37 protein-coding genes are annotated in these 24,392 nt (G+C 65.1%); 14 read left to right on the top strand and 23 right to left on the bottom strand.

Annotated features, from left to right (window positions below; all coding sequences use genetic code 11):
* Both glnL and ntrC read left to right on the top strand, forming a co-directional pair.
* Window positions 1–1,077: a nitrogen regulation protein NR(II) gene (glnL, locus tag K0H49_RS02045; RefSeq protein WP_219209489.1), complete on the top strand. Its 1,077-nt coding sequence runs from the start codon at window positions 1–3 to the stop codon at window positions 1,075–1,077.
* A gap of 22 nt (window positions 1,078–1,099) precedes the next feature.
* Window positions 1,100–2,638 carry a nitrogen regulation protein NR(I) gene (ntrC, locus tag K0H49_RS02040; RefSeq protein ID WP_219209488.1) on the top strand — a complete coding sequence of 513 codons (1,539 nt, stop codon included), beginning with the start codon at window positions 1,100–1,102 and terminating at the stop codon, window positions 2,636–2,638.
* Between the two features lie 331 nt (window positions 2,639–2,969).
* Here ntrC and K0H49_RS02035 read toward each other — a convergent pair whose 3' ends face one another.
* The 22 genes from K0H49_RS02035 to K0H49_RS01935 form a co-directional block, all read right to left on the bottom strand.
* On the bottom strand, window positions 2,970–3,497 hold the full coding sequence (locus K0H49_RS02035) for a hypothetical protein (protein WP_219209487.1): 528 nt from the start codon (window positions 3,495–3,497) through the stop codon (window positions 2,970–2,972).
* A 4-nt stretch (window positions 3,498–3,501) separates the two neighbouring features.
* Complete coding sequence (xth, locus tag K0H49_RS02030; protein WP_219209486.1) at window positions 3,502–4,287, bottom strand: exodeoxyribonuclease III; 786 nt, start codon at window positions 4,285–4,287, stop codon at window positions 3,502–3,504.
* 131 nt (window positions 4,288–4,418) lie between these two features.
* Window positions 4,419–4,604, bottom strand: coding sequence for a helix-turn-helix transcriptional regulator (locus K0H49_RS02025; protein WP_219209485.1), 186 nt, complete (start codon window positions 4,602–4,604; stop codon window positions 4,419–4,421).
* Window positions 4,605–4,639: 35 nt separating this feature from the next.
* Window positions 4,640–5,341, bottom strand: coding sequence for a hypothetical protein (locus tag K0H49_RS02020; RefSeq protein ID WP_219212963.1), 702 nt, complete (start codon window positions 5,339–5,341; stop codon window positions 4,640–4,642).
* Between the two features lie 47 nt (window positions 5,342–5,388).
* On the bottom strand, window positions 5,389–5,913 hold the full coding sequence (locus K0H49_RS02015; protein ID WP_219209484.1) for a hypothetical protein: 525 nt from the start codon (window positions 5,911–5,913) through the stop codon (window positions 5,389–5,391).
* Window positions 5,910–6,161, bottom strand: coding sequence for a DUF7446 family protein (locus tag K0H49_RS02010; RefSeq protein ID WP_219209483.1), 252 nt, complete (start codon window positions 6,159–6,161; stop codon window positions 5,910–5,912). Before K0H49_RS02010 ends, K0H49_RS02015 begins: the two co-directional genes overlap by 4 nt.
* Window positions 6,158–7,612, bottom strand: coding sequence for a hypothetical protein (locus K0H49_RS02005; RefSeq protein WP_219209482.1), 1,455 nt, complete (start codon window positions 7,610–7,612; stop codon window positions 6,158–6,160). The genes K0H49_RS02010 and K0H49_RS02005 overlap by 4 nt, the downstream gene beginning before the upstream one ends.
* A gap of 16 nt (window positions 7,613–7,628) precedes the next feature.
* The gene (locus K0H49_RS02000; protein WP_307885925.1) at window positions 7,629–9,044 is read right to left on the bottom strand and encodes an RNA-directed DNA polymerase; all 1,416 of its coding nucleotides are present in this window, start codon (window positions 9,042–9,044) and stop codon (window positions 7,629–7,631) included.
* A complete protein-coding gene (locus tag K0H49_RS01995; RefSeq protein ID WP_219209481.1) occupies window positions 9,041–9,415 on the bottom strand; it encodes a four helix bundle protein in 375 nt (124 codons plus the stop codon). Before K0H49_RS01995 ends, K0H49_RS02000 begins: the two co-directional genes overlap by 4 nt.
* Window positions 9,416–9,467: 52 nt before the next feature.
* Window positions 9,468–10,139, bottom strand: a complete 672-nt coding sequence (locus tag K0H49_RS01990; RefSeq protein WP_219209480.1) for a DUF1566 domain-containing protein — start codon at window positions 10,137–10,139, stop codon at window positions 9,468–9,470.
* Between the two features lie 50 nt (window positions 10,140–10,189).
* Window positions 10,190–10,702: a DUF1566 domain-containing protein gene (locus K0H49_RS01985; protein WP_219209479.1), complete on the bottom strand. Its 513-nt coding sequence runs from the start codon at window positions 10,700–10,702 to the stop codon at window positions 10,190–10,192.
* Window positions 10,703–10,766: 64 nt separating this feature from the next.
* On the bottom strand, window positions 10,767–11,369 hold the full coding sequence (locus tag K0H49_RS01980) for a DUF1566 domain-containing protein (protein ID WP_219209478.1): 603 nt from the start codon (window positions 11,367–11,369) through the stop codon (window positions 10,767–10,769).
* 39 nt (window positions 11,370–11,408) lie between these two features.
* Window positions 11,409–11,834 carry a hypothetical protein gene (locus K0H49_RS01975; protein WP_219209477.1) on the bottom strand — a complete coding sequence of 142 codons (426 nt, stop codon included), beginning with the start codon at window positions 11,832–11,834 and terminating at the stop codon, window positions 11,409–11,411.
* Window positions 11,831–12,499, bottom strand: coding sequence for a hypothetical protein (locus K0H49_RS01970; RefSeq protein WP_219209476.1), 669 nt, complete (start codon window positions 12,497–12,499; stop codon window positions 11,831–11,833). Before K0H49_RS01970 ends, K0H49_RS01975 begins: the two co-directional genes overlap by 4 nt.
* Window positions 12,496–12,681, bottom strand: coding sequence for a hypothetical protein (locus K0H49_RS01965; protein ID WP_219209475.1), 186 nt, complete (start codon window positions 12,679–12,681; stop codon window positions 12,496–12,498). Before K0H49_RS01965 ends, K0H49_RS01970 begins: the two co-directional genes overlap by 4 nt.
* A gap of 4 nt (window positions 12,682–12,685) precedes the next feature.
* Window positions 12,686–13,039 (bottom strand): hypothetical protein, encoded by a 354-nt coding sequence (locus K0H49_RS01960; RefSeq protein WP_219209474.1) that lies wholly within the window; start codon window positions 13,037–13,039, stop codon window positions 12,686–12,688.
* A gap of 1 nt (window position 13,040) precedes the next feature.
* Window positions 13,041–13,316, bottom strand: coding sequence for a hypothetical protein (locus K0H49_RS01955; protein ID WP_219209473.1), 276 nt, complete (start codon window positions 13,314–13,316; stop codon window positions 13,041–13,043).
* A complete protein-coding gene (locus K0H49_RS01950; RefSeq protein ID WP_219209472.1) occupies window positions 13,313–13,489 on the bottom strand; it encodes a hypothetical protein in 177 nt (58 codons plus the stop codon). Before K0H49_RS01950 ends, K0H49_RS01955 begins: the two co-directional genes overlap by 4 nt.
* A gap of 363 nt (window positions 13,490–13,852) precedes the next feature.
* A complete protein-coding gene (locus K0H49_RS30455) occupies window positions 13,853–13,975 on the bottom strand; it encodes a hypothetical protein (protein ID WP_257624559.1) in 123 nt (40 codons plus the stop codon).
* Complete coding sequence (locus K0H49_RS01945) at window positions 13,972–14,331, bottom strand: hypothetical protein (protein ID WP_219209471.1); 360 nt, start codon at window positions 14,329–14,331, stop codon at window positions 13,972–13,974. The genes K0H49_RS30455 and K0H49_RS01945 overlap by 4 nt, the downstream gene beginning before the upstream one ends.
* Before the next feature lie 247 nt (window positions 14,332–14,578).
* Window positions 14,579–14,884: a hypothetical protein gene (locus tag K0H49_RS01940; RefSeq protein WP_219209470.1), complete on the bottom strand. Its 306-nt coding sequence runs from the start codon at window positions 14,882–14,884 to the stop codon at window positions 14,579–14,581.
* Entirely contained in the window at window positions 14,872–15,357 is a 486-nt protein-coding gene (locus K0H49_RS01935; protein WP_219209469.1) for a tetratricopeptide repeat protein, read from the bottom strand. The genes K0H49_RS01940 and K0H49_RS01935 overlap by 13 nt, the downstream gene beginning before the upstream one ends.
* A 167-nt stretch (window positions 15,358–15,524) precedes the next feature.
* Between K0H49_RS01935 and K0H49_RS01930 the strand changes: the two genes are divergently transcribed.
* Entirely contained in the window at window positions 15,525–16,010 is a 486-nt protein-coding gene (locus K0H49_RS01930) for a pilin (protein WP_219209468.1), read from the top strand.
* Window positions 16,011–16,057: 47 nt separating this feature from the next.
* Here K0H49_RS01930 and K0H49_RS01925 read toward each other — a convergent pair whose 3' ends face one another.
* Complete coding sequence (locus tag K0H49_RS01925) at window positions 16,058–16,789, bottom strand: S24 family peptidase (RefSeq protein ID WP_219209467.1); 732 nt, start codon at window positions 16,787–16,789, stop codon at window positions 16,058–16,060.
* A gap of 83 nt (window positions 16,790–16,872) precedes the next feature.
* Between K0H49_RS01925 and K0H49_RS01920 the strand changes: the two genes are divergently transcribed.
* From K0H49_RS01920 to K0H49_RS01875, 11 genes are all read left to right on the top strand, one after another.
* Window positions 16,873–17,109, top strand: a complete 237-nt coding sequence (locus tag K0H49_RS01920) for a helix-turn-helix domain-containing protein (RefSeq protein ID WP_219209466.1) — start codon at window positions 16,873–16,875, stop codon at window positions 17,107–17,109.
* A gap of 3 nt (window positions 17,110–17,112) precedes the next feature.
* Entirely contained in the window at window positions 17,113–17,253 is a 141-nt protein-coding gene (locus tag K0H49_RS01915) for a hypothetical protein (protein WP_219209465.1), read from the top strand.
* A 198-nt stretch (window positions 17,254–17,451) separates the two neighbouring features.
* Window positions 17,452–17,934, top strand: a complete 483-nt coding sequence (locus tag K0H49_RS01910; protein ID WP_219209464.1) for a phage regulatory CII family protein — start codon at window positions 17,452–17,454, stop codon at window positions 17,932–17,934.
* Window positions 17,931–18,842 carry a helix-turn-helix domain-containing protein gene (locus K0H49_RS01905; protein WP_219209463.1) on the top strand — a complete coding sequence of 304 codons (912 nt, stop codon included), beginning with the start codon at window positions 17,931–17,933 and terminating at the stop codon, window positions 18,840–18,842. The genes K0H49_RS01910 and K0H49_RS01905 overlap by 4 nt, the downstream gene beginning before the upstream one ends.
* Complete coding sequence (locus K0H49_RS01900; protein WP_219209462.1) at window positions 18,839–19,072, top strand: hypothetical protein; 234 nt, start codon at window positions 18,839–18,841, stop codon at window positions 19,070–19,072. The genes K0H49_RS01905 and K0H49_RS01900 overlap by 4 nt, the downstream gene beginning before the upstream one ends.
* Window positions 19,063–19,440 carry a hypothetical protein gene (locus K0H49_RS01895; RefSeq protein WP_219209461.1) on the top strand — a complete coding sequence of 126 codons (378 nt, stop codon included), beginning with the start codon at window positions 19,063–19,065 and terminating at the stop codon, window positions 19,438–19,440. The genes K0H49_RS01900 and K0H49_RS01895 overlap by 10 nt, the downstream gene beginning before the upstream one ends.
* A 178-nt stretch (window positions 19,441–19,618) precedes the next feature.
* Window positions 19,619–19,978: an HNH endonuclease gene (locus tag K0H49_RS30880; protein WP_219209460.1), complete on the top strand. Its 360-nt coding sequence runs from the start codon at window positions 19,619–19,621 to the stop codon at window positions 19,976–19,978.
* A gap of 212 nt (window positions 19,979–20,190) precedes the next feature.
* Window positions 20,191–20,676, top strand: coding sequence for a hypothetical protein (locus K0H49_RS30445; protein WP_257624557.1), 486 nt, complete (start codon window positions 20,191–20,193; stop codon window positions 20,674–20,676).
* Window positions 20,677–20,720: 44 nt separating this feature from the next.
* A complete protein-coding gene (locus K0H49_RS01885) occupies window positions 20,721–22,382 on the top strand; it encodes a terminase large subunit (protein WP_374122295.1) in 1,662 nt (553 codons plus the stop codon).
* Complete coding sequence (locus tag K0H49_RS01880; protein ID WP_219209458.1) at window positions 22,379–23,680, top strand: phage portal protein; 1,302 nt, start codon at window positions 22,379–22,381, stop codon at window positions 23,678–23,680. Before K0H49_RS01885 ends, K0H49_RS01880 begins: the two co-directional genes overlap by 4 nt.
* A complete protein-coding gene (locus tag K0H49_RS01875; protein WP_219209457.1) occupies window positions 23,677–24,342 on the top strand; it encodes an HK97 family phage prohead protease in 666 nt (221 codons plus the stop codon). Before K0H49_RS01880 ends, K0H49_RS01875 begins: the two co-directional genes overlap by 4 nt.
* The last annotated feature ends 50 nt before the right edge of the window (window positions 24,343–24,392 follow it).

The following is a 24,392-nucleotide window of genomic DNA, read 5'->3' as shown; positions in this document are numbered from 1 at the left end:
ATGGCTTTCGGCAAGACAGCCTCTTCGCTCAAGCGCTTCCAGCCCTTCGACCTGCTGGCCACGCTCATCGCGGTGGTCAAGGACGACGGCTCGGTGCTGTTCGCCAACGCCGCGCTCGAGGATGCGCTGGGCACCTCGCGCCGCACGCTCGAGGGCTCGCAGTTCGGCGCCTGCTTCCAGGAGCCGCAGGTGCTGCGCACCGCCATCGACGGCGCCCGCAGCAACGACTTCGCGACCTTGCGCTACGAAGCCTTCCTGCGGCGCGTCAACCATGAGCTGATGCCGGTGCAGGTCACGCTTGCGCAGGGCGACAAGCCGGGCGAGCTGATCATCGAACTTTCGCCGCTCGAGCAGCAGGTCCGCCAGGACCGCGAGGAGCGGCTGATCGACCAGGCGCAGGCCAACAAGGAACTGATCCGCAACCTGGCCCACGAGATCAAGAACCCGCTGGGCGGCATCCGCGGCGCGGCGCAGCTGCTGCAGATGGAGGTCGAGTCGCGCGACCTCATCGAATACACGCAGGTCATCATCCACGAGGCCGACCGGCTCCAGACGCTGGTCGACCGGCTGCTCGCGCCGCACCGCCGCCCGCACGTGGTGGGCGACGTCAACATTCACGAGGTCTGCGAGCGCGTGCGCTCGGTGATCCTGGCGGAGTTCCCGCGCGACCTGCACATCGAGCGGGATTTCGACGTGTCGATCCCCGAGTTCCGAGGCGACCGCGAGCAACTGATCCAGGCCACGCTCAACATCGTCCACAACGCCGCGCAGGCCCTGGTCGAGCGCCGCGCGGCCGGCGATGCGTGCATCACTTTCAAGACCCGGATCGCGCGCCAGGTCATCTTCAACAAGCAGTGGTATCGACTGGCATTGGAATTGCATGTCATCGACAACGGACCGGGTGTACCCGATGCCATCAAGGACCGCATCTTCTATCCGCTGGTGTCGGGCAGGGATGGCGGAACAGGCCTCGGATTGACGCTGGCGCAGACCTTCGTGCAACAGCACCATGGGGTCATCGAGTGCGACAGCGTGCCCGGCCGGACCGATTTCAAGATATTGATACCGCTGCCGTAGCAGCAAGACGACAAGGAGTTGCATGAAGCCGATCTGGATAGTAGATGACGACCAATCGATCCGCTTCGTGCTGGAGAAGGCATTGCTGCGCGAAGACCTGCCCACGCGCAGCTTCACCAACGCACGCGAAGTGCTGGCCGCGCTCGAGCTCGCCGACGACGACGAACAGCAGGGCCCGCAGGTGCTGGTGAGCGACATCCGCATGCCGGGCGGCTCGGGGCTCGACCTGCTCGACAAGATCAAGGCCAAGCACCCCGGCCTGCCCGTCATCATCATGACGGCCTTCTCCGACCTCGACAGTGCGGTTTCGGCCTTCCAGGGCGGTGCCTTCGAGTACCTGCCCAAGCCCTTCGACCTGCCGCGCGCGGTCGAACTCATCCGCCGCGCTGTCGGCGAGAGCCAGCGCGAGGAGGTGGCCGAGGAGCGCATGGCGGCCGCCCCCGAGATGCTGGGGCAGGCGCCCGCAATGCAGGATGTGTTCCGCGCCATCGGCCGGCTGGCGCAGAGCAACGTGACGGTGCTGATCACCGGCGAATCGGGCTCGGGCAAGGAACTGGTCGCACGCGCGCTGCACAAGCACTCGCCGCGCGCCAGCGGTCCCTTCGTGGCCATCAACACCGCGGCGATCCCCAAGGACCTGCTCGAGAGCGAACTCTTCGGCCACGAGCGCGGCGCGTTCACCGGCGCGCAGACCATGCGCCGCGGCCGCTTCGAGCAGGCCGAGGGCGGCACGCTGTTCCTCGACGAGATCGGCGACATGCCCTTCGACCTGCAGACGCGTCTGCTGCGCGTGCTGAGCGACGGGCACTTCTATCGCGTGGGCGGCCACAACTCGGTCAAGGCCAACGTGCGCGTGATCGCCGCCACCCACCAGGACCTCGAGCAGCGCGTCAAGCTCGGCGGCTTCCGCGAAGACTTGTTCCATCGGCTCAACGTGATCCGCTTGCGGCTGCCCGCGCTGCGCGAGCGCGGCGAGGACGTGCCCGCGCTCACGCGCCATTTCCTGCAGCAGAGCGCCAAGCAGCTGGGCGTCGAGCCCAAGCGCATCTCCGATGCCGCCCTGACGCAGCTTGCGACCTTCGGCTTTCCGGGCAACGTGCGCCAGCTCGAGAACATCTGCCACTGGCTGACCGTGATGGCGCCGGCGCAAGTCATCGAAACCAAGGACCTGCCGCCGGAAGTGATGGCGGGGCCGCAGGTGGAAGTGGCTGCGGCGGCGTCGGCCCATGCGCCTGTGCTGCCGTCGCCAGCGCTCGCCGCCGAGCCGGGCGAGGCCGATTTTCTGTCGACCGCTGCCGCCACGTCGGTGGGCATGGCGACCGGCGCCACGAGCGAGTCGGGCGCGGTCTCGGCCTGGGAAAACGGCCTCGAGAGCGAGGCGCAGAGCCTGCTGTCCGCGGGTCGCACCGATGTCTGGGAGGTGCTGTCGCGCCGCTTCGAATCGCGCCTGATCCTCACGGCGCTGGCCAGCACGCGCGGTCGCCGCATCGAGGCCGCGCAGAAGCTCGGCATCGGCCGCAACACCATCACCCGCAAGATCCAGGAACTGGGCCTGGAGTAATCCGCTATCTCCTAGCCACCTCTGTCTGCGCGCGGAACACCGCGGAACCGGCTTCGCCGGGCCGCCGGTGTTGCCCCCTTGAGGGGGAAGGGCGAAGCGACACGCAGTGCGCGAAGCCTTCGGGGGTGGGGCGATGCTGCGGAACCGGCTTCGCCGGGCCGCCGGTGTTGCCCCCTTGAGGGGGAAGGGCGAAGCGACACGCAGTGCGCGAAGCCTTCGGGGGTGGGGCGATGCTGCGGAACCGGCTCCGCCGGTCCGCCGGTGTGGCCCCCTTGAGGGGGGAGGGCTAAGCGACACGCAGTGCGCGAAGCCTTCGGGGGGTGGGGCAAGGTCAGCGGCTTCTCTGACCCAGCGTGCGCGAGTCGAGCTGGAAGTTGCCGCTCTTGTCCCAGAGCCAGGTGTCGACATAGGTGTGCGCACCCAGCCGGCCCGGCGGGGGCAGGGGCGAGGCCTTGCGGATCAGCTCGGCGATCATGTCCGGCACCTCGGGCGCATGGCTGGGCCGGCGGCTGAAGCCCACGTTGATCACCTTGCCCGTGGCGTCGATGTCGGTCTCGACCACCACCACCGCATAGACCAGCGGCGGGATCTTGCCCTTGTAGATGCGCGTCGGATAGGTCTTGTAGATCTGGCCCGAGCCCAGCTTGCGGTAGGCGCGCACGGCCGGGGTCTGGTTGGTGATCAGCCGCACGGGCTCGACCGCGGAGGTCGGCGCGATGGGTGTCTCGGCCTCGGCGGCCGCGCCCGGCGTGGCGGTCGCATCGGGCGCCGCCGTGGGCTTCAGCGGCGCGCAGCCGGCCAGCAAGGCGGCCACGATCGCAACGACTGCTGCAAGGTGCCGGCCGTGCGTGGCACGCATGGTGTCAGTCCGCCTGGTCGAGCGTCAGTACCACCGGCGCATGGTCGCTGGGCTTCTCCCACTTGCGCGGCACGCGGTCGATGCTGCAGGCCACGGCGCGCGGCACCAGCGGCGCGCTCACCAGGATGTGATCGATGCGCAGGCCGCGGTTCTTCTGGTAGCCCAGCATGCGGTAGTCCCACCAAGAGAAGCTCTTCTCGGGCTGCTCGAACAGGCGGAACGCATCGGTCAGCCCGAGCGCGAGCAGTGCGCGGAAATGATCGCGTTCCTCGGTCGTGTGGTGGATGGTTTCCTTCAGGCCGATCGGGTCGAAGCTGTCGCGGTCCTCGAGCACGATGTTGAAGTCGCCCAGCAGCACGAGGTCGGGATGCGCCGCCATCTCGGCGGCGAGCCAGTCGCGCAGGGCGCTGAGCCAGCGCATCTTGTAGGCGAACTTGTCGCTGCCCGGCGCCTGGCCGTTGACGAAGTAGCCATTGACGACGCGCAGCGGGCCGTGGGCGGTGTCGACGGTGGCGCTGATCACGCGCGAATGCTCGTCGGTGAAGCCGCCGATGTTCTTCGCCACGTTGCTCACCGGCGCGCGGCTCAGGATCGCCACGCCGTTGTAGGTTTTCTGGCCGAAGTAGGCGGCCTGGTAGCCGGCCGACTGCAGCACGTCGAGCGGGAACTTGTCGTCGCTCATCTTGAGCTCCTGCAGGCAGAGCACGTCGACAGGGTTGGCGATCAGCCAGTCGAGCACGTGCTGCAGGCGGGCGGTGAGCGAATTGACGTTCCAGGTGGCGATTTTCATGTGACAGAAAAGGTGTTTTAAATCAATGGCTTGGAGGTGGATGACACCTCGAAAGCTACCCTAGCTACCCGCCTGGCTACCCAAAATACGAGGCCTAGGCGGGCGCGGGGCACCCGGTCATGGTAGCGGTCCTAGGCGGTTTCGCGCGCCTTGACGAAGTCGTTCACGCTGGCCGCCGTGATGCGGCTGCTGCGCTTGCCAACCTTGACCAGCGTCAGGTGCTTGTCGCGGATCAGGCGGTAGACGGTCGACCGTGAGACGTCGAGCATCTGCGCCACGCGGTTGATCTGGAAGGCGATGGCAGTCTGGGTCGTCATGGTGCGTTCTTGAAGTTGTGGGGTCGTGGTCTCGGTCATGCCGTACTACCTCCAGGTGGTGTTTGGGAAATACCACCCGTGGGTGGTACGCGGCGGAACGAAACGGCCCACACCCAGGGGTTGGCGGCCCAGGCGCCGGCGCCGTTGATCTGGTCCCACAGCGTTTCATAGCTATGGATGGGGCTGTTGAACCACTCCGCAGCGTCGTGCGGGATGCGGTAGTCGCACCACTGAAATGCGCCAGGCTTGCCCATCGAGGGCGAGCGTTCGATGCCTTCGGCGATCGCATCGGTCTCGCTGATGTCCTGCAGGCGCTCGACGCGCACGTCGGTCACCTCCAGCAGGATGCGGCTGGCCCAGCGAGGCATGTGGATGCTGGGACGACGCTTCCAGCCCTCTTCTCGATAGGCCTCGTTAGCGGCACCTATCCCGAAGGGAGCGTCAGCGTCATATGCGTAGGGCCAGCCCTGCTCGGCGCGATCAGCCGGGCGTTGCCACCCGTTCTCGCGCACCCACAGCCGGTCGCCGGGCTGGCCGTAGGGGCAAGGTACTTCGCGAGACCGCACATAGGCGGGGTCCAGCTCGTCCAGATAGTCGTAGTAAAAGCTGCCGTCCGCGTTGCGTTCGAACTGCTCGATGTGTTCGGCGTGCTTCACCACGCGCCGCGTCTGCGTCTTCGTGCCGGCCAGCAGCGCGCCCACCATCGGCGCGCTGAAGAGGATGGGCCGCTCGCGCACCGCGGGCGCGGCAGGGAAGGGCGTGGTGCTGATGATCTCGGGCGGCATCATGCTTGCACCTCCCCGCCAGCCAGAGGCTGTAGAGGGGCGGCATCGAGCATTGCTCGGTAGATGTTGCCCACGTTGGTGATGCTGAGGTTCGTGGCCCATCCCGGCGACTCCACGTCCACGGCTCGGCCGGCCATCAGCATTGCGTCGGTGGGCTTCGTTGGGACGTTCTTCCACCCGGGCACATGCACAGCTTGAGAGCCTGCGGCAAGGGTGGCGCGGCGGTGCCAGCCAGTCCATGCCTGGTTCACGGCACTGTTGCGATAGTGCATGTTGGAGCCGCTGCCGAACGTTCTGAGGTCGCCGCGGTCCTCCTTGACCCACGCCTCGAACTGCTCGCGCTCACTCAGCGCGGGCTGCCCCTCCTGCTCCTGGAGGCGGGAGGCGATAGCGGCGAGTTTCTCCAGCTTTCGAGCCGCCGCGCTGAGGAGGCCATCGAGCGGGTTGTTTGAGTAGCGCGTAATGCGCTCGGCTGCGGCGTCAAGCTCTTCGATCAGCGCCTGGGTGTCGTGTGCTGCGCTCATGGCTGGCCTTCTTTCTTCGCTGCGCTGGGTGCCTGAGTGGCGGCGACCTCTGTGACCGTGACGTCCCACTTCTTGCCGTCGCCGACGATTTCAAACGTGCCGCCATGAAATGCGGCCTTGTCGATCACGGCCTTGAGCACGTCGCTAGTGATGTCCTTCTTCACGCCGGTGAAGGTGTTGCCGGCGGCGTTCACACGCCCCTGGACGATGCGCCCGGTGAGCGCGGTGCAGGCGATTCGGGTACTCATGCCTGCTCTCCCCGCGGACCCGGTGCCTGTGCAGCGATGACCGCATTGACAGCCGCGTCGAGGGCCTCAGCCCTGAGGTCGTTCCCAGCGCCGTCGATTACGCTCCAGTGCTGGCCGCGACGAACCATTCGATACCGCGCTGCGTCGTCCATATCCCTCATGCGCTGCATTGCTCGCGCCGCAAAGGGCACCGGCTCTGCCGCATCTGCCTGGGGCTGGGCGCGGGTGGCGTTGAGAATGGAGGCGATTCGGTCGCGCATGTCCCGCTTGATGTAGCTGCCCGTCCCGTAAACGCGCGTGTTGAACTTGTCGTGCAGCTCTTGCAGGATGGCGCGCATTTCCGCCTCACTGGCGGGGAGAGTGGCAAGGGCAACGTGCAATTCTGCGAGCTTTGTGACAAGCCAGGAATTGCCGTTGGCCTTTGCCGCGTAGCGGGCATCCGACAAAGCCGCAAGCCAGCCTTTCGTGTCAGCGCTCGCCAACCCCGGTGCCTCGCTGGGCGCCAGTGGCAGCGCCTGGGGTGGGGTGGCGAGAGCGATCAGCTTGTCGGCGATGGTGAGCAGGTTGTTGCGCATGTGGTCCTCGCTCATGTGCGCGGCGGTGTGCGCGAACTGCGACAGCTTCATCAGCTCGGCGCTGGGCGCCAGTGGCAGCGCCTGCTGCGGGGTGGGGTGGTCGAACAGGTGCACCAGCTCAAAGCAGGTTTCCAAGCCGGTATGCAGTGCGCGCCGCTCGTTGGCTCGCATGTCATCTTCGGCTGTCTTCTTGACCAGCGTAATCATGTGCGGCCGGGTCCTACCTTTCTGCCGGATGCCCCATGCCACCGCCTCGCTGGGCGCCAGTGGCAGCGGAGCCCCGGCCTGTTGCGCGGGTGCGGCGGACCAGCCAGTGATGCGCTCGACGCTGACGCCGCCAATCTCGAATTCGCACACGTAGGGCCCGCCGCGCTTGTCCTCTTCGTGCTCATCGAAATCAGCCTTGAATCGGTCCAGCGTCGGTTCGCCGTCATCGTCGGTCGCGCCTTCTTCGCCCAACCACTCGCGCGCCATGAAGCGCCGCACACCCTCCCAGCCCGAAACAATCTCGGCGCTCGGCAGATCGGTTTCGCCCCACGCGCGGCACAGGAAGGCGTCGAAATATTTTCCCGCCAGCGGAGCCCCGGCATTGGGGGCGGTGGCAGCGAGAGCGCGGTTGCGATGGACGCGGAAGTCGTGAATGGCGGCCCGAAGGCTGGTCATGTGTTTGCCCGAATCCTCCCTGGCCTTGTCGGCAGCTTTGGCGGTCTCCATGACGTCTTGCTCATCGTGGTCCAGCGCGGCCTGGGCGTCGACGCAGACTGCAGCAATGAACCGCTCGGCGGCGTCGACCAGATAGCCGGCGTGTTCAAGGGCGTAGTCCTGCGGCGTGCGTTCGGCCGCGATCAGCGTATCTCGTTGGTTGGTCTGGGGCATGGTGATCCTCGGGTTGCTATTTGCTCGTGGGCGCTGCTTGTCGGCTCCGAAACGCGCGAGTCAGGCCGCCATCTACCGCATGCCCGCGCTTCAGAAGCGCGCGCGCGATGGCGACCTGGTCCTGGTGGCTGTTCTCGGTCTGGCGCACCAGCCCGAGATAGCTGTTGCCGGCCGTGTGCACGTCGGCTGCGGGCATGACCTCGAGGCGGCGCAGCGCGGTGCGCATCGTTCTCGGTCGAGTGGTGTGCTGCCAGGGCTTGATGACGTGGCCCACAAAGTCGATGCCGCGCGCGATGGGCTGCAGCACGGTCTTCTTCGGATTCAGGCGCGCATGCAGGCGCTCGGGCAGGAAGGCGTTGATGCGTGCGTGCGCGTCGTTGAGCCACTGCGCTGACTCGTGCAGCAGGATGAAGTCATCGACGTAGCGCACGTAGCGCCGAGCGCGGATCTGATGCTTCGCGAACTGGTCGAGCGCGTCGAGGTAGACGTTGGCAAAGAACTGGCTGCTCAGGTTGCCGATCGGCAGGCCCACGTCTGTCGGGGCGTTGAATAGGCTCTTGTGCGGCGCGACCTGTGCGAGCAGGGCGGGCGAGCTGCGCACGTCGACATTCGCGCGGGGGTCATGCAGCAGCACCAGGCGCGCAAGGGCGAGCCACCATGGCTCGGTGATGCGCGCGGCCAGCTGTTGGGCCAGCACCTGCTTGTCGATCGCGACGAAGAAGTTCGCGAGGTCGCACTTCAGGTAGAAGGCCGGGCGGCTCCAGTTCTGCGTGATCGAGCGGATGTCGTGCGCCAGGTGCTGCGCGGCGTAGAGCGTGCCGCGGCCGGGGATGCACGCGCAGCTCGCAGCGATGAAGCTGGCGTGAAAGCGCGGTGCGACCTTGTTGTAGAGCAGGTGGTGCACGATGCGATCGCGGAAGTCAGCGGCCCACACCTCGCGTGGCTTCGGGCGCGTGACCACGAAGCAGATGCTGCGGCCGGGCTGGTAGCTGCCGCCGAGCATCTCGGCGCGCAGTGCGCAGAGGTTGCGCTCGGCGTCGGCCTCGAAGGCCTGCGCGCTCGCGCTCTGGCGCTTGTTGCGCCGGCAGTCGAGCCAGGCTTGCACCAGCTCGGCCATTGAAAAAGGGGCCTCCACGAGGGAGGCGGATGAATCCGCGGCAGGCCCGAGCACGATGCCGGTTGTCCTTGTCGTTCCAGTTGCTGTTGCCGTTCTCGAAGTCCTGGACGAAGGCGTTGTTGCGCGAGTTCTGCGTGATGTCGAGCTATCTACGTCGCCGGGTCGAAGGCTTGCGCCGATCGGCTCGGGAACTGCGCCGGACCATAGATCGAGCTGCTGCTCGCCGGTATCCGTGGTGCGCATAGCGGTGGGCTTGTGGCCCAGCGGCTTGACCGGATTCATAAAACGCACGGGCATGATGGCCTTGACCGTCATGCAGCAGGCGCTGCGGAAAGGGTACCGAGCGTGTGCTTGCGCCAGCCGCCAGCTTGGGAGCCGACAGCGTCAAGCAGCTCGACGGACTGCGCCCAGAGCTTGGGCGAGATCAGTCGTTTGTCATGGCTGATGCGCAGCATCGCGGTGGCGGCGCGCAGGTACTTGAGCAGCTTCTCGATCTGCTCCATGCGCGCTTCGCCGCGGGTGGCATTTGCCATGGCCATGGCCTCGAGCATCTCGACGCACAGGTCGTGAATCTTCTCGCCGAGCGAGCGCTTGAACATGCGCGGCATCTGCGTCTGCACGTCGACAGAGAGCGAGAGCAGGTCGCAACCGTGCTTGTAGATGGGGAGATCGCTGTAGAGGGCCATGGCTTAAAAAAAACTTTGACCGGTGCTGCTCACCGGTGAAGGGGTGAAGGGTTCAAGCGGTCAAGGGAATCCAGCGGCAGGCCCGAGCACGATGCCGGTAGTCCTTGTCGGCCCAGTAGCTGTTGCCGTCCTCGAAGTCCTGGACGAAGGCGAGGCCGCGCGAGCCCTGCGTGCTCGACCAATACCAGTCATCCGTGTCGAAGTGCTCCTTCGCGTGGATGTATGCGAGCAGGAGGTCGTGACGGCTCGGCAGGTGGAAGTCGCTGTGGCCGTCGGCCGTGTACGCAGCAGCCCAGGCCGCGGCGGGGTGCTCCTTGCCGCTGGCGATCAGCGCCTTGGTGTTCGCGGAACCGTCGAGGTGGCTGTCGGCGCCTGCGATGCTTTCGTAGGGGCCGAAGGCGAGTTCCTCGGCCTCGTCGACGCCGAACACCAGGTGGCGCGCTGGCAGGCCTGCGGACGCTGCGATCGTGCAGATGAAGCGGCCGCCTTGGCCGGGCCAGATCTCGCCGGCGGCAGGCGGCAGCTCCAGCGCAGGCAGGTCGCGCAGCAGTGCCATGAAGTGGATGCCGCGGCCTTCGGAAAGGGTGGCTACGGCCATCGCTGCCGTCTCCTCTTGGGTCATGAAGACCTCGGGGTTGGCGCGGAAGTTGTTTTCCCAGTTCTCGAAGGCTGCGGTCGCGCGATGGAGGGTGAGGCTTGTGGAGGTTGTTGCCAGGCTGGTCATGTTGGTCCTTTGAAAAAATTCGTCGACCGACGCGCACGTCGGTGAAGGGTTCAAGCGTTCAAGGCGTCAAGCTGAATCCGGCGGCAGGCCCGAGCACGATGCCGGCTGTCCTTGTCGAGCCAGCCGCTGTCGCCGTCCTCGAAGTCCTGGACGAAGGCGCCGTAGCGCGAGCGCTGCGTGCTGGTCCAATACCAGCCGTCTTTGCTGAAGATCTCGGGCACATTGGCTGCGGCAGAGTTGAGTTCGCCCAGGCTGGGCAGATACCAATCGGTGTGGCCGCCGATGGCAAGCGCGCGCAGCTGCAGCGCAGCGGGGCATTCGGCCTTCACCATCGCATCGGTGTTGGCTTGGCCATCGGTGCGGCTGCTAGTGCCCGGCACGTCCTTGCCGTACTCGCCCCATGCACACTTGACCTCGCCTTCGGCTGCGTCCGACGCGATCAGGGCGAAGGGCGGCTGCTCGACGCCGTCGATCAGCGGTGCGCGCAGGATGGCGGCGAAGATGCCGCCTTGGCCTGCGATGACGGTGCCGAAGGCCGGCAGCGTGAAGGTGGATGCGATCATGAGGAGCTCCGTTCTGTAAAAAAATTCGTCGACCGACGCTCACGTCGGTGAAGGGGTGAAGGGTTCAAGCGGTCAAGGGAATCCAGCGGCAGGCCCGAGCACGATGCCGGTCGTCCTTGTCGTCCCAGTTGCTGCCGCCGTCCTCGAAGGCCTGGACGAAGGCGTTGTAGCGCGAGGTCTGCGTGCTTGACCAATACCAGCCGCTCTTCTTGAAAAGCTGCGGTGCGCACACGTAGGCCATCAGCAGATCGACGCGGCTCGGCAGGTGGAAATCGGTGTGGCCGTCGGCGGTGTACGTGGCGGCCCACTTGGCGGCCTGGTGCTCATCGCTGGCGGCCAACAGGGCGCGCGTGTTGGCTGCGCCGTCGAGCTGGCTGCGTGCGCCCTCGATGTCCTCGTACGGGCCATAGGCAAGCTCGTCGTGCTCAAGGTCGCCGAAGATCAGGTGGCGCGCGGGCAGTCCGAGCAGCGCGGGCTGCGTGCAGATGAAGTAGCCACCCTGGTCGGCCCAGTACTCGCCCGCCGCAGGCGGCTGCAGCGCAGTGGCCTTGGGGCTGGGCGCGGGCGGTGCTGCTGCCGCGGCGCGCGTGTCGATGCTGATGGCGCCCTGCGTGCCGCCGGTGGGCAGATGCAGGTGAAGGGTGTCGCCGGTGATGATGATTTGCACGGTGGCTCCTGTGGTGATCTGGTGGTGGGCGGAAGGCGGTCAGGCAGCGCCGCGCGGCATGCGCCACTCGTTGCCGAAGCGGCTGGGAAGCGAGAAGGCGTCGTAGGCGCCCGGGCGGTGACAGGTGCGGCCCAGCTCAGGGCACGTGTAGCCCTTGGTGGTGGGCGCAGGCGCGTACTCGACGTGGGTGGCAGGGCGCGCGCTGCGGCGGCTCTTGTAGCGGTCGAGCGCGGAGAAGCCTCTGCGAGTGACGCTGTACAGCGTGGCCTGCACGCCGTCGCGGCGCTGCCCTCCTTGCTGCTTCAGCAGGCCGCGATCGCACAGCGACGAAACCACGTCGTTGGCCTGGCCGCTGTGGTTGAAGATCGATGCACCATCGAGCAGCGGCGTGGCGGCCAGCAGAGCGATTGCCGCGGCGGCGCCTTCGGTCAGCGCGAGCGGCGAGCGGTCAGCGCGGGCCTTCATGCGCGGCTCCCGCGGCTGGCCACGATGCTGGCGGTCAGCAGTGCGAAGCGGTCGAGGAACGCCGCGCGCCAGTCCTTCCACGTCATGGCCTCGCGCTCGGACGTGTCCAGCGAGAGCCAGTCGATGGATTCGATGCGGTCGCTCGCGAGCACAGCGCCGTCGCCGAGGATCTCCCACCCCGAATGCGTCAGGTCGCGCCAGGCGGTCAGGTCGCGGCGCTCGGTTGCCAGCGCGCGCAGGTCGATGTCGCGCAGCAGGCCGCGATACGAAGTGAAGGCGGTGGAGATGCCGAAGTGCGAGCGCAGGGCCTTCTCGTGCTCGGTCTCGAACACGGTCCATGCGTTGGTGCCGCCGGCAGCGACGCTGCGCTGGTTCACGGCGCGCTTCGCTGGGCTGCTCAGGTCGGCGGTGTAGGCCTCGTGGGCGTCGTGCATCAGGGCGGCGAGCTGCACGTGAACCGATGCCTTGCCGCGTTGCGCGATCTCGCTGCACAGCAGGCTGTGTTCGGCCACGCTGTACGGGCGCTTGCACGCGCCGGTGAAGCGGTTGAGCTGCGCCAGGTGGTGCGCGATGTCTTCGATGCGGAAGTGGCGGCCCTTCTCGGTGACCGAGTCGGGGCCCGTGAAGTGGTACTCGATGCCGGTGGCGGTGACCATGAAACTCATGAGAGGCTTTCTGCGGCCGCTGCTTGGAGTGCGGCCTTGCGGAGGATGAAGAACTGCTTGAACTGGCGGCCGGCATCGCTGTAGAAGGGCCAAGGGCAGGAGTCGTTGAGTGATTCGCCGCGCTCGGCTGCCGCGTGGGCGGCCTCCTTCACGGCGTCGATGGAGACGATGGGAAAAGACATGGGCTCAGGAGGCTTGCGCAGCGGGTTGCTGCTGCGTTGTGGAGCGGGGCGGCAGCAGGCGACAAGCGCGCACCTGGGCGTGAATCTCGTGGGTGCGCACGCCGGGGAAGGCGCGGGGATTGATCAGTTCGAGCGAGAGGGCGTCGCCGGCCTTGAGCTCGCCGTGCGTGCGCCACCAGGCTTCGGCCTCGGGGCCGATCCAGCGCACGACCCATGGCTCGATGGCGTGCTGGCCCTGGTTGTCGACGACGCGCATCTTCAGGATGAAGCCCTTCTCGGGGTCCTTGTGCGTGCTGGTGGCCGGGCGCGCCGCGGAGCCTTTGCCAACGAAGAAGAGGCCGGTTGCAGTGGTGGGCATGTCAGAACCTCACGAAGCTGACGGGCGCAAAGGCCAGCGCGACAGCGCTCGCCACGATGACGAGCCATACGGCTGCGACCGCCCAGGGGGAGAGGGGGCGCACTCGCGAGCGCAGTTGCTCCATGAGCAGCTCTTCTGCTTCGTCTGCCGTGAGCGGCGGCAGGGGGCGCAGGGCGCGCTCCATGTCGCTGCACTCGCGTGCGACGTGCAGCATGGCTTCGAGCTGCTCGGGCGAGTTGTCGCGCAGGCCGCGCGCGCCGCGGTCGGCGGTGTTCACAGGCGCTCTCCTCTGGCCATCTCGGCGCGCACGCGTCGGAAGGTCTTGGCGATGTCCGTCTCGAGCTGAGGCACGTAGCGGAAGCGCGGGTCGGTGAGGCCGCCCACAGGGCCAGTGGGCATCTGCTGCGGCGCGCGGCGCACGCGCTGGGGCTTGAGCACGACGATGGTCATGGCGTGCTCCAGCCGAAGGCGATCATTGCGGCGAACACGACCGGCAGCAGCACGGGCACGGACAGCATGGCGAAGGTTTTGAGCGTGCTCACGATGCGGTCCCGGTGGCCTTGGCAGGCATGTCGCACGGCCCGATGCCGGGGTGCTTGCATGGGTTGAAGCGGCAGCAGGTCATGCTTCCGTTGCTCATGGCTATAGCAGCACGCGCACTGTCCAGAGAATCGAAACTTCCAGGCAAATATTCCGACCTGGGTGTATCGCCTTCCCAGGCAAGCCGACGCACAACCAGCCGCGCATGCGCTTCGCCAGGCCCGCGCAAAAGGCTCACGGGCTCCCAGGGCCCCGGCGTGTGCTTCGCGGCGCTCATGCCCAAGCCCTCAAGGCCAGGATCACGATGCCGCCGGCCGCGGCAATGCCCGCCAGTGTGATGACCACAGTGGTGGCTTCGCGCCGCAGCAGGGCGTCAAGGGATTGACGGCGCGTCATGCCGCGCCTCGCGCGGCAGCGTTGAGGGAGTCGATGTCGCGATTCAGCAACTGCGCGTTCTCGCGGAACGCTGCGGCGGCCGGGTGCTCGTCCTCAGCGGACGGTGCGCGTTCGACAACGGCTGAACCGGCGAACTCGCCCACCGTCAGCTTGCCGGTGCGCAGCGCCTTCTCAGCGTGCGCGACCTGCATGCCGTGCCAGTTGCGGGTGCGCTGGCCGGTGGGCTGTATCGGCCGGGCGAATGCCTGGCGGCGCGAGCCGACCGTGCGAATCCAGATCTCGCAAGTGGGGGCGGCCTTGGCTCCATCGAGAGGGCGCAGCACCTGAGCGGAGGCTGCTGGGGTTCCTGCTGGCATGTCGTTCTCTCCTCATCCGCTGCCGGGGTGGCTGCGGTGTGGAGTGAATAATAGGGCCGCTAGTGATTGATGTAAATAGGGCCGCTAGTGAAGATGACAACTATTTTGTAACAGTGCCGCTAGTGCAGCGGGAAATCCCCATAGGGGTCGCTTGGGATGGTTCCAGTCGGGTCGGCGGGCTGGCCCGGCGAGTTCTCGGGCGCAAAAAAAGCCCGCGCAGGGCGGGCTTAGATAGAGCGGCGGTGTGTCAATTCGATGCTGATGAGAGCCCAGAAGCGAGCAGCCAGTCGGCCTCATGGGCGCACTGCTGCGAAGTGGATCTCGATTCGCATGTTTGGATGAACGACGACCGCAAGGTTAGGGCGCGGATCACGGCCTTTCGGGCTGCAGAGCGCGCCTCACCCTTGCCCTGAAGATTGGCGCAATCGCCAAAGGTTTCGACGCCGGCAGCCTTGCACTTCAACGCGGCTTCCTTGCCCGCGAGTTCCAGGGGCTCGACCGCCAGGCCAAGCGACGGGGCTGCCAGAGCGCATGCGACGATCAGCTGCCGCACGATAACAGGCCCCGCGTCTGCGCGCGCGCGATGACGTGGCCCTGGGCGGCCGACCGTGCCACCCACATGAGGGCAAGGTCGTTGTCCTGGGCCACCCCTTCGCCAGCAGCATGCGCGGCGCCGAGGCATTGCATCGCGTCAGCATCTCCCTGCTCGGCAGCTTGGCGGAGCCAGTGCACTGCGATCTCGTACTTTTCATGAGACGCGAAGAGCTGGCCAAGATCACGTTGCGCCGCGGCCGAGCCGGCGTCAGCTTCAAGTAGGAGATCGACATCGTCTCCCTGCAGCGGGATGCAGATCAATGCCGCGACATCCGTCAGGCACACCATTGATCGTCCGCGAGCGTCGTCAGCGAGTCGTATGACTTCGCCTTCAGCCAAGCGCCGCTGCCATGTTCGCTTGCTGCGTTCCGAGATTATGGCTGCGGTGTCGAGCGAGATCGCCGTTGTCGTGCTGCGCGGTGTGACTGTCATGGTTGGAAGGGGTGACATGAGGGCATGTCACACGTTGTTGCATGTCATGGACTGAAGTGATTGTGAACTATTCGGCACACTTTCGGTGTTCGAGGAACTGGCACGCAAGCTGCAGTTAAATTGGCATGCCGGGGAGGGTCTCCGGTTCAACAACCCAGGAGTTTTCCATGAACCGTCGTTCCATCGCTCGCCGCGCACAAGCCGGCTTCACCCTCATCGAACTGATGATCGTTGTCGCGATCATCGGTATTCTGGCTGCAGTGGCGCTTCCGCAGTATCAAACCTACGTGGCGAAGTCGCAGGTGGCTCGGGTGATGGGTGAAACCGGCGCATTGAAAACCGCCTACGAGACATGCTTGAACGAAGGCAAGACTATTGCAGGCGCTTGTGATCTGGGTGCTACCAGTTCCAGCATCGCCAGCTATTCGGTGCCCTTCGTGTCGACCGCCGGCACCGCTCTGACGACAACGACCAATTCCGCGGCACTTTCGGAGACTGGCACCATCGTTGCGACTTTTGCTGGTGGCGCTGCTGAAACCCTTAAGGCTGCCACTGCCAAGACTCTTACGTGGACGCGTACCGCAACTGGCGCCTGGACCTGCGGCACCACTGCACCGTCCAAGTACGCTCCCGCAGGATGTCCTGGCGTTTAAGAATTCGCCTTCGCCATCAAGGCCGCCTTCGGGCGGCTTTTTCACGTCTAGAGCTCGGCGCCCATCCACATGGCGCGACCTATGAGCTCGAAGTCGTCAGTCTTCTCATCGATGCGCGAGTCGGGGTAGAGCGACTTGTCTGGGTTCGCGCTTACAGCCAACAGCGCGCCGTCTGTGCCTCGGTAGAGCTTCTTCACGAACAGCTTCCCATCGCAGCGGAACGCGTAGAACTTGCTGTCCTGGATGCGCTCCTTGGCAGCGTGGGCCGTGTGCACCAGCAGCACCGCACCGCTAGGAATCTCTGGCTCGTTGCTCCGTCCGATCGAGTCCACGATCACAGCTGAGCGCTCGGTGACGCCGAGTTTCTGGAGGAAGTCTTTGCGGAACGTGAGGGGCGCCTTCTGGCCCTCGTCGTAGACGATCGTCCCGTGGCCCTGAGAGAAGGTCACGTCGGCGCGTGGGATCTGGGCGAACTCATCCTCTGTCGAAGCGAACGCTGCGTTCTTGAGAGCCTCGGCGGCCAGGCGCGGGCTGAAGGCTTCGATGTCGACCTGCAGGCCCTCCGCGAACCCACGAGCGGCCTTGAGGCTGATCGGCATCCCCTTGCCATTCAGGCACTGCCAGACGGCGCCCTGGTTGCCGATGCCGTACTTCTGCCCGAAGTTCTCTTGCGACAGCCCGTGCCGGGCCGAGAGGTAGAGCGCCTTGAGCCTCTTCGACTCCTCAAGGTTCTCGGGTGTGAGGGTGCCTTGCTTGGACTTTTTCGCGGCGCTTTCCATAGCATCGATCATTAGCGCGGCTAGTTGGACGAGCAACTAGGGCGCCTATTGACCGAGATGACTAGGGCCGCTAGTATCTCGTCATGCACAACCTCAAAGCCATCCGCAAACTCCTCGGTGTGACTCAGAAGGCCCTCGCTGATGGCATGGGCTGCACGCAGGGGAATGTCTACCACTACGAGAACGGTCAGACCCTCCCGCCGGACGCCGCCAAGCAGCTGATCGACTTCGCTGCCGGGCGTGGTGTGCACATCACCTTTGATCACGTGTACGGCTCTGCCGTGCTGCCCGAAGCGGTCGAGGCCAAGGCCGGCGCCTGACCCATGTCCACCCTCATTGGCGTCCTGCTGATCGTCGGCCTGCTGTGGTTCACCGCAGAGGCCTTCGCCGCCGGCTCGCTCATTGCCGCGGTGGTCTTCGCCGGTGCTGCCATCGCGGCGCTGTGCTCGCTGTTGCGCAGCTGAAGCCAGCCACTCGAGTGCCAGCTCATGCAAGGACTTCCATCCGTCGCAATCGCCGCACAAAACGGTAGCGCAGGCCAGCCCCCCAGCGGCCTGCGCTCCGTCCTCCCTTTTTCTTTCTCCCTTGTGCATGACTTGACTGTCGCCGCTTCGGACGCGACGAACAACGTCAACAGCTGAACCGAATTGACAGGAGCCTCCATGGACGACCTAACACCTCTCCTTCAGACCGCAGTGACTAACTACCGCAGTCCCGACAGCAACGGCTCGAATGGCTCTCTGGGCCTGTCGAAGCTGATGGGGCTGTCCAACGGCAGCTTGAGCCGCAAGGTCAGCCCCAACGACCCTGTGTCGCACCTTAGCCCGGCCGAGTTCGTCACGGTGTGCAAGACCACCGGTGATCACTCGGCGTTCCTGGCCATGGCGATGGAACTGGGCTACCTGCCCATGCCGATGCACACCGCGTCGACGCGCGACCTGGCACCGAGCCTCTCTGCGACCTTCAAGGAGCTCGGCGAGTGGCTTCAGGCAGCGTCCGCGGCCAACTCGGCGCCCAGTCTCTCGGACAACGGCCTGATGATCCTGCAGCGCGAGCTGATCGAAGGTATCGCCGCCAGCGTGCAGACGTTCTGTGAACTGAAGGCGAAGCACGTGGGAGCGAAGCCAGCACTGAGGGTCGCGTGAGCATCAAGATCATGACCATGGTGTTCGACCGCTACCCGGTGGGTGGCAGCGAGCGCCTGCTGGCGTTGGCAATCGCCGACCATGCGCACGACGACGGGACGCACATTTACCCGGCACTGGATACCCTCGCGAGCAAGACGATGCAGAGCCGCAGCACAGTGCAGCGGCAGATCGCGAAGATGATCTCGATAGGTTGGCTGGAGCGTGTCGGCTCGAAAACCGGCCGCGGCTACGTGAACGAATACTGCATCTCTGCCGCCTGGATTCGGGGTGAGCTTTTGCCTTCCCAGCTGGCCCCGACGCTTGTTACAGACGTGGATTGCACTTATCCACAAGCAGGTCAGATTGACACCCTTCTTGGAGCGCAAAAGGGTGTCATCTACGACAAGAAGGGTGTCACCCAGGACAAGAAGGGTGTCATAGCTATGACACCCGAATCTTCAGAACCATCAAGAACCAATTCCCCCCTACCCCCCGATGGGGGGGCGGTCGGGTTTGAGCGGATCGCATCGGCCTACCCGAACAAGGCGAACCGCGGCAAGGCAGAGCGCCGATGGATGCGCTTGCGGCCGGACGAAGCGCTACAGCAGCGCATGCTCGCTGCGATCGAGGCGCAGAGCCGCACGCCGAAGTGGCGGAAGGACGACGGGCAGTTCGTGCCTGAGCTTGCCACCTGGCTGCGCAACTCGTGTTGGCGCGATGACACGGGTCCGCAGGTCGCTGCGGATTGGTGGGGCACGACGGACGGAGTCAAGGCTATGGGTGAGAGGCTCGGCATGGTGTTCTCACTCGCTGCATTGGGGAATGCCTACACCGACGACCAGCACACCGCGCATTGGCGCAAGTACCGGAGCGCAGTCCTTCTCGCAGCTGGTGATGGCGTTTGGTCCGAGAGATGTGCTGCATGACGCGCGCCGAAGCTCTGCTCAAGCTGCTCGCGCTCGGCGACTTGCGCCTGCCTGAGCTGTTCGACATCTGCGGCTGGCCCTTCGACGAACTGAAGTCCGAACTGGAGTCGCTGGTCGCATCGAGGCAAGTCAGCTGGATCAATGCCGCGGGCTTCCGTTTCTATAGGTGCCGAGCGATCGACGCTCGCGCCGTTCTACAAACTCACACGCAAGGCACCACATGCTCATGAAGGTCAAGGTCGATTTCCACGTGGTCGAGGAGCATCAGCGCGCGATCGACCTGAGGCTCAGCAACTGGGCGCGCTGGTGCAATGGCACGGCGTCGCCCCAATGCTCGCCAATGTTCAGGCTCACGCCATCGCCGCCGCGCGTGCGCGGTGACCTCAATGCCAATGGTGTTGCAGTAGATCGGATGGATGCAGCAACTGTGGCGAAGGCCGTGGCCGCGCTTCCCGCGCCTCACCGGGCTGCTGTGAACTGGGCCTACGTGAAGCCTGTGAGCCCGCATCGCGCGTGCTCTGCGTTGGGGACTTCGATGCAGGGCCTCGCCATGCTGCTCCGCGATGGACGACAGATGCTGATCAATCGCCAGGTTTGATGTGCTGAAGTTTCTGTTGCATGTTTCGGAAACTGTCATCTAGAATCCACGCAACGACTGAGCACTGGCATAAGGGTCGCCCATCCATGACGGAGGCGGCGGTGCCGGTAAGGCTCAGAGAACGAGCCCTCCGCAATGGAGGGCTTTCTTGTTTCTGGATCGGCTCAGCATGTGAATCATGCCCTCTGCTGCTCCGCGTCCCTGCAACTTCCCCTGCTGTAGATCGCTCGCAGTGAGCGGTGGGCGTTGTGCTGAGCACGAGCGTGATGCATGGGTCAAGAGCCCGAAGGCGACGAAGCGGATCACAGGCAGGCGCCTCCAAGCTATGAGGGCCGCGCTCTTTGCGCATGCGCCTCTGTGTGTCCATTGCCAGGCAGTCGGCCTGGTGGTGCTCGCCACTCAACGTGATCACATCGTGCCACTCGCCGAGGGTGGCAGCGATGACGACGACAACACGCAGGGTCTGTGCGACCTTTGCCATGAATCGAAGTCCCTGGCCGAGGCGATGAGAGGGCGTGGAAGGGGCCGATCGGTGTGATGCCGGCCATTGGGCGGCGTCAGTGCGAATGTGTCTCGATTTGGGGCGCCAAACGCGAATTTCTCTCATTTTCATCATCAAATGCGAATTATTCGTATTTGAGGGGAGAGGGGGGTCGAAAAGTCGAGTTCGGCCCCACTGGAAACCGACGCCCTACCTGCGAATTTATGGAGAGCGAAAACTACCCCCCTGGGGGGTAAGCGATGAGGCCTATGAACGACAAAGTCAACTTCGCCGCAGCATTGCCCGCCGTCGGCGGAGCTCACGTTGTCGGCAACGCCGAGGCGATCGAATCGCCGCCGCCGCCCAAAGCAATGCAGCTGACGGAGGTCGAGCAGGGCCTCTACGAGGAAATCTGCGAAGCGCTGCGCAAGGCCGGCATCGAGCACACCACGTCGGGCCTGGCCATCTCCTTCATCGTGCGCACGGTCGCGCAGTACCTCGCGGCGAATGAGCGCTGCGAGCGGGAGGGCCGCACGCAGGCGTCGAAGAACGGCTGGGTCGCGTCGACGCCTTGGGCTGAAGACGAGAAGCGGCTGAAGATGGAGTTAGGCCAATGGCTGCCAAAAGCATGTCTCACTATCCCGTCGCTGGCTCGGGTTCGAAAGGACACGGGCGAGGCGGGCAAGCAGGACGACCTGTTCGGCGATCTCGTAAAGCACGGCACGTCCTTACCAGGGCCGCAGTCGCGGCACTGACGCCGCCACAGCTGGAGGAGTGGGACGAGGGCTACGGCCTGCCTGTGCTGCGCGGCGAGATCGTCGCCGGCAAGCTGGTCTACATGGCGGTGCTGCGGCACTACCGTGACTTGAAAGACGGGCCTGCGCGGGGCCTTGCGTTTCGCGTGGAACATTCTTGGCACGTGATCGACTTCATCGAGAAGTTCTTCGTGCACATCAAGGGCCCGCTGGCAGGCAGGCCTATCCTGCTGGATCCGTGGCAGAAGTTCTGGACGGCGGTGCTGTACGGCTGGCGTTGGCGTGAGACGAACTTCAGGCGCTTCACGCGCGGCTATGAAGAGGTCGCGCGGAAAAACGGCAAGAGCACGTGGAAGGGGCCGCAGGGCGCGTACCTGTTCGCGATGGATGGGGAGATCGGGGCCGAGGTCTATGCCGTGGCCACGACGCGTGCCCAGGCCATGACGGTGTTCAAGCCGGCGTTCGACAACATCAAGCGTTGGGTGCGGCGGTCGGCTGGCGTGGCGCGATCGTTCAAGGTGTTCTCCGGGTTGAACCAGGAGAAGATAGAGATGGATGGCAGCGTCTTCGAGCCGCTGCCCAGCAATGCAGAGAACCAGGACGGTCGGAACCCGTCAGCGATCCTGTTCGATGAGCTGCACGCGCAGAAGACGCGCGACGTGTGGGACGTGATGGAGTCGGCGCTCGGCGCGCGGTCGCAGCCTCTGCTGTCGGCGATCACGACGGCTGGCTTCATCCTCGATGGCATCTGCACCGAGGTGCGAGGCTACCTGATCTCGGTGCTGGAAGGGAAGCGCGTCGATGACGCCTTCTTCGGCTACATCTACACGCTGGACGTGGACGACGATCCCTTTCTGGAGAAGAACTGGATCAAGGCGAACCCTGGCTTGGGGAAGTCGAAGACGCTCGAGTACATGCGCGGTATGGCTCGAAAGGCCGCCGCGCTGCCTGGTGCGATGGCCAATTTCCTGACGAAGGACCTGAACATCTGGTGCAACAGCGCCGATGGCTGGTTCGACATGAACGTCTGGGACAAGGGTGCGAAGAAGTTCGACGTCGAATCGCTGCGCGGCCGTCGCTGCTTTGGTGGCTTGGACCTGGGCAGCACACGCGACTTGACTGCGTTTGCATTGGTCTTCCCGCCGGACGAGGTTGGGGAAAAGTGGCACGTCCTTGTGCAGTTCTGGTGCCCGCAAGGAAAGATCGATTCACAGGAGCATGACGATGCCGCGCCGTACAAGCGCTGGCAGACCGAAGGCTGGCTGAATGGCACTGAGGGTGACGTGACCGACTACGGGCCCGTGCGGCGCGCCGTGATGAAGGCGCTTGAAGACTTCGATGTGGTCGACATCGGCTTTGACCGATGGAACGCGCAGCAGCTGTGCAACGAAATGATGGAGGCGGGCGTGCCACTCGTCGAGGTGCCGCAGAACACTGGCGGGATGTACCCCGGATCGAAGACGCTGGAAGAGCTGGTCTACGGCAAGAGACTGGCGCACGGCGGAAATCCGGTGCTGCGCTGGTGCGCGATGAACGTCGCGCTGCTGTTCGACACGAACGGCAACTTCCGGCCGGACAAGAAGAAGAGCAATTTGAATGGCCGCATCGACGGTGTCGTTGCCGCGGTCATGGCGCTGAGCCGCTGCGTGCACAGCGACGGAGAGCCGGACATGGGCGAGTTTTTGAAGGAGCCAATCATCGTATGACCCAAAGCAAGCAAGAGCAGCCGGGACGGTTCAAGTCCGCCCTCGCTGGCGCGTTTGCCGGCTGGCTGGGTCGACCCATCACGCTCGGCGACGGGAAGTTCTGGTCGTCGTGGTACGGCGCCAGCAACTTCAGCGGCAAGTCGGTGACGGTCAACTCGGCGCTGCAGCTGAGCACCGCATGGGCCTGCGTGCGGCTGATCTCCGAGACGCTCTCGACTCTGCCGATGAACGTGTACCAGGATCGCGGCGACGCGAAGGTGCTCGCGAAGCAGCACAACCTCTACGGCCTGCTGCACAGCCAGCCGAACGACAAGATGTCGGCGGCGGTGTTTTGGCAGACCTACCTCGCGAGCATGCTGCTCTGGGGTGCGTCCTATGTCGAGATCCACCGCTCAGCCGGCGTGATCACCTCCTTGGAGTTCCTGCAGCCCGACTGCATCAACTGGACCGTGTCGGATACCGGCGAAGTGCTGTGGCGCTACAACGATCCGATCACCAAGCGCTTGCGCACCATCGCCGAGCGGTCGATGTGGTTCACTCCTGCCTTTACCGTCGACGGCTTCGAAGGGTTGTCCCCGATCCGCATGGGCGCCAACGTGTTCGGCGGTGCGCAGGCCGCGGACGAGGCCAGCGCCGAGACGTTCAAGAACGGCATGAAGTCGAGCGGTCTGATCACGATGGATGCCATCCTCAAGTCCGGCCAGCGCGACGAGATCCGTGGGCACGTCGGGAAGGTCTCCCGCGAGGGCGGCGTGATGGTCCTGGAGAAGGGCGCGGGCTTCCAGCAGCTGTCCATGAATCCGCAGGACGCGGAGTTGCTCTCGACGCGTGCCTTCAACGTGGAGGAGATCTGCCGCTGGTTCCGTGTGCCGCCCTTCATGGTCGGGCATTCGGAGAAGTCGACGAGCTGGGGCACAGGCATCGAGCAGCAAATGATCGGCTTCGTGACCTTCGTGTTGCGGCCCTGGGCGGTGCGCATCGAACAGTCGATCCGCAAGAGCCTGCTGACGCCGGTCGAACGCCTGACCTACTCCGCGGAGTTTGCCCTCGAGGGCCTGCTGCGCGGAGACAGCGGCTCGCGCGCCTCGTTCTACAGCTCGATGACCCAGAACGGGATCATGACGCGCGACGAATGCCGTCGGCTGGAGAACCTCGAGCCGAAGGGTGGAAATGCCGACGAGCTCACGGTGCAGGCCAACATGCTCCCGATCGACAAGCTCGGCCAGGGCGGCGCTGCCGTGACAGCGCAGGACGCACTGAAGACATTCTTGGGAATCACCGACAAGGAAAACGAATGAACCGCAAAGACATGGCGCTGAAGCACAAGCAGTTCGCCTTCAAGGCCGAGACCGTCGCCGATGACGGCACGTTCAAGGGCTACGGCTCGGTGTTCGGCAACCTCGACAGCTACCGCGAGATCGTGGCGCCGGGCGCGTTCACTGACAGCCTGAAGCTGATCAAGGCGTCTGGCGACCCTTTGCCGGCGCTCTGGCAGCACAACTCGAGCGAGCCAATCGGCGGATACGACGTACTCGAGGAGGATGCGCGCGGCCTGAAGGTGGAGGGCTGGCTGCTCAAGAACGAGATCCCGCGCGCGGCCGAGGCGCACGTGCTGATGAAGCGCCGCGTCGTGAAGGGCTTGTCGATTGGCTACTACGTCGAGGGCTCCTCGATGGACGAGAAGACCGGCATCCGCACGCTGACCAAGCTCGACCTGCAGGAGATCAGCATCGTCACGTTCCCGGCGAACGCCGAGGCGCAGATCGATGCCGTGAAGTCCAAATTGCTGGCGGGCGACAAGCCCACCATCCGCGAATTCGAAGAGTTCCTTCGGGAGAAGGGATTCAGTCGGACTGACGCCGAGCATATCGCTGTGCACGGCTTCAAGAACTGGCAGGCACGGGAGTGCGTGGCCGAAACCAGCGAAGCGCTGCAGCTGCTGACCGAGTTCACGCTGTAGCAGTCCACGTCTCTTCTTTCTCCTGCCGCCTTCGGGCGGTTTTTTTATTC

This window comes from Variovorax boronicumulans (assembly GCF_019352895.1).
GTDB lineage: Bacteria > Pseudomonadota > Gammaproteobacteria > Burkholderiales > Burkholderiaceae_C > Variovorax > Variovorax boronicumulans_A.
The sequence above is the reverse complement of the archived record's forward strand: the minus strand, read 5'-3'. Positions and strand labels throughout refer to the sequence as shown.

Excerpts from the sequence above, each read along its gene's own strand:
- glnL (WP_219209489.1), top strand. The coding sequence starts at position 1 with ATGGCTTTCGGCAAGACAGCCTCTTCGCTCAAGCGCTTCCAGCCCTTC.
- ntrC (WP_219209488.1), top strand. The coding sequence starts at position 1,100 with ATGAAGCCGATCTGGATAGTAGATGACGACCAATCGATCCGCTTCGTG.
- K0H49_RS02035 (WP_219209487.1), bottom strand. The coding sequence starts at position 3,497 with ATGCGTGCCACGCACGGCCGGCACCTTGCAGCAGTCGTTGCGATCGTG.
- xth (WP_219209486.1), bottom strand. The coding sequence starts at position 4,287 with ATGAAAATCGCCACCTGGAACGTCAATTCGCTCACCGCCCGCCTGCAG.
- K0H49_RS02025 (WP_219209485.1), bottom strand. The coding sequence starts at position 4,604 with ATGACGACCCAGACTGCCATCGCCTTCCAGATCAACCGCGTGGCGCAG.
- K0H49_RS02015 (WP_219209484.1), bottom strand. The coding sequence starts at position 5,913 with ATGAGCGCAGCACACGACACCCAGGCGCTGATCGAAGAGCTTGACGCC.
- K0H49_RS02010 (WP_219209483.1), bottom strand. The coding sequence starts at position 6,161 with ATGAGTACCCGAATCGCCTGCACCGCGCTCACCGGGCGCATCGTCCAG.
- K0H49_RS02005 (WP_219209482.1), bottom strand. The coding sequence starts at position 7,612 with ATGCCCCAGACCAACCAACGAGATACGCTGATCGCGGCCGAACGCACG.
- K0H49_RS02000 (WP_307885925.1), bottom strand. The coding sequence starts at position 9,044 with ATGACGGTCAAGGCCATCATGCCCGTGCGTTTTATGAATCCGGTCAAG.
- K0H49_RS01995 (WP_219209481.1), bottom strand. The coding sequence starts at position 9,415 with ATGGCCCTCTACAGCGATCTCCCCATCTACAAGCACGGTTGCGACCTG.
- K0H49_RS01990 (WP_219209480.1), bottom strand. The coding sequence starts at position 10,139 with ATGACCAGCCTGGCAACAACCTCCACAAGCCTCACCCTCCATCGCGCG.
- K0H49_RS01985 (WP_219209479.1), bottom strand. The coding sequence starts at position 10,702 with ATGATCGCATCCACCTTCACGCTGCCGGCCTTCGGCACCGTCATCGCA.
- K0H49_RS01975 (WP_219209477.1), bottom strand. The coding sequence starts at position 11,834 with ATGAAGGCCCGCGCTGACCGCTCGCCGCTCGCGCTGACCGAAGGCGCC.
- K0H49_RS01970 (WP_219209476.1), bottom strand. The coding sequence starts at position 12,499 with ATGAGTTTCATGGTCACCGCCACCGGCATCGAGTACCACTTCACGGGC.
- K0H49_RS01965 (WP_219209475.1), bottom strand. The coding sequence starts at position 12,681 with ATGTCTTTTCCCATCGTCTCCATCGACGCCGTGAAGGAGGCCGCCCAC.
- K0H49_RS01960 (WP_219209474.1), bottom strand. The coding sequence starts at position 13,039 with ATGCCCACCACTGCAACCGGCCTCTTCTTCGTTGGCAAAGGCTCCGCG.
- K0H49_RS01950 (WP_219209472.1), bottom strand. The coding sequence starts at position 13,489 with ATGACCATCGTCGTGCTCAAGCCCCAGCGCGTGCGCCGCGCGCCGCAG.
- K0H49_RS30455 (WP_257624559.1), bottom strand. The coding sequence starts at position 13,975 with ATGACGCGCCGTCAATCCCTTGACGCCCTGCTGCGGCGCGAAGCCACC.
- K0H49_RS01945 (WP_219209471.1), bottom strand. The coding sequence starts at position 14,331 with ATGCCAGCAGGAACCCCAGCAGCCTCCGCTCAGGTGCTGCGCCCTCTC.
- K0H49_RS01935 (WP_219209469.1), bottom strand. The coding sequence starts at position 15,357 with ATGACAGTCACACCGCGCAGCACGACAACGGCGATCTCGCTCGACACC.
- K0H49_RS01930 (WP_219209468.1), top strand. The coding sequence starts at position 15,525 with ATGAACCGTCGTTCCATCGCTCGCCGCGCACAAGCCGGCTTCACCCTC.
- K0H49_RS01925 (WP_219209467.1), bottom strand. The coding sequence starts at position 16,789 with ATGGAAAGCGCCGCGAAAAAGTCCAAGCAAGGCACCCTCACACCCGAG.
- K0H49_RS01920 (WP_219209466.1), top strand. The coding sequence starts at position 16,873 with ATGCACAACCTCAAAGCCATCCGCAAACTCCTCGGTGTGACTCAGAAG.
- K0H49_RS01915 (WP_219209465.1), top strand. The coding sequence starts at position 17,113 with ATGTCCACCCTCATTGGCGTCCTGCTGATCGTCGGCCTGCTGTGGTTC.
- K0H49_RS01910 (WP_219209464.1), top strand. The coding sequence starts at position 17,452 with ATGGACGACCTAACACCTCTCCTTCAGACCGCAGTGACTAACTACCGC.
- K0H49_RS01900 (WP_219209462.1), top strand. The coding sequence starts at position 18,839 with ATGACGCGCGCCGAAGCTCTGCTCAAGCTGCTCGCGCTCGGCGACTTG.
- K0H49_RS01895 (WP_219209461.1), top strand. The coding sequence starts at position 19,063 with ATGCTCATGAAGGTCAAGGTCGATTTCCACGTGGTCGAGGAGCATCAG.
- K0H49_RS30880 (WP_219209460.1), top strand. The coding sequence starts at position 19,619 with ATGCCCTCTGCTGCTCCGCGTCCCTGCAACTTCCCCTGCTGTAGATCG.
- K0H49_RS30445 (WP_257624557.1), top strand. The coding sequence starts at position 20,191 with ATGAACGACAAAGTCAACTTCGCCGCAGCATTGCCCGCCGTCGGCGGA.
- K0H49_RS01880 (WP_219209458.1), top strand. The coding sequence starts at position 22,379 with ATGACCCAAAGCAAGCAAGAGCAGCCGGGACGGTTCAAGTCCGCCCTC.
- K0H49_RS01875 (WP_219209457.1), top strand. The coding sequence starts at position 23,677 with ATGAACCGCAAAGACATGGCGCTGAAGCACAAGCAGTTCGCCTTCAAG.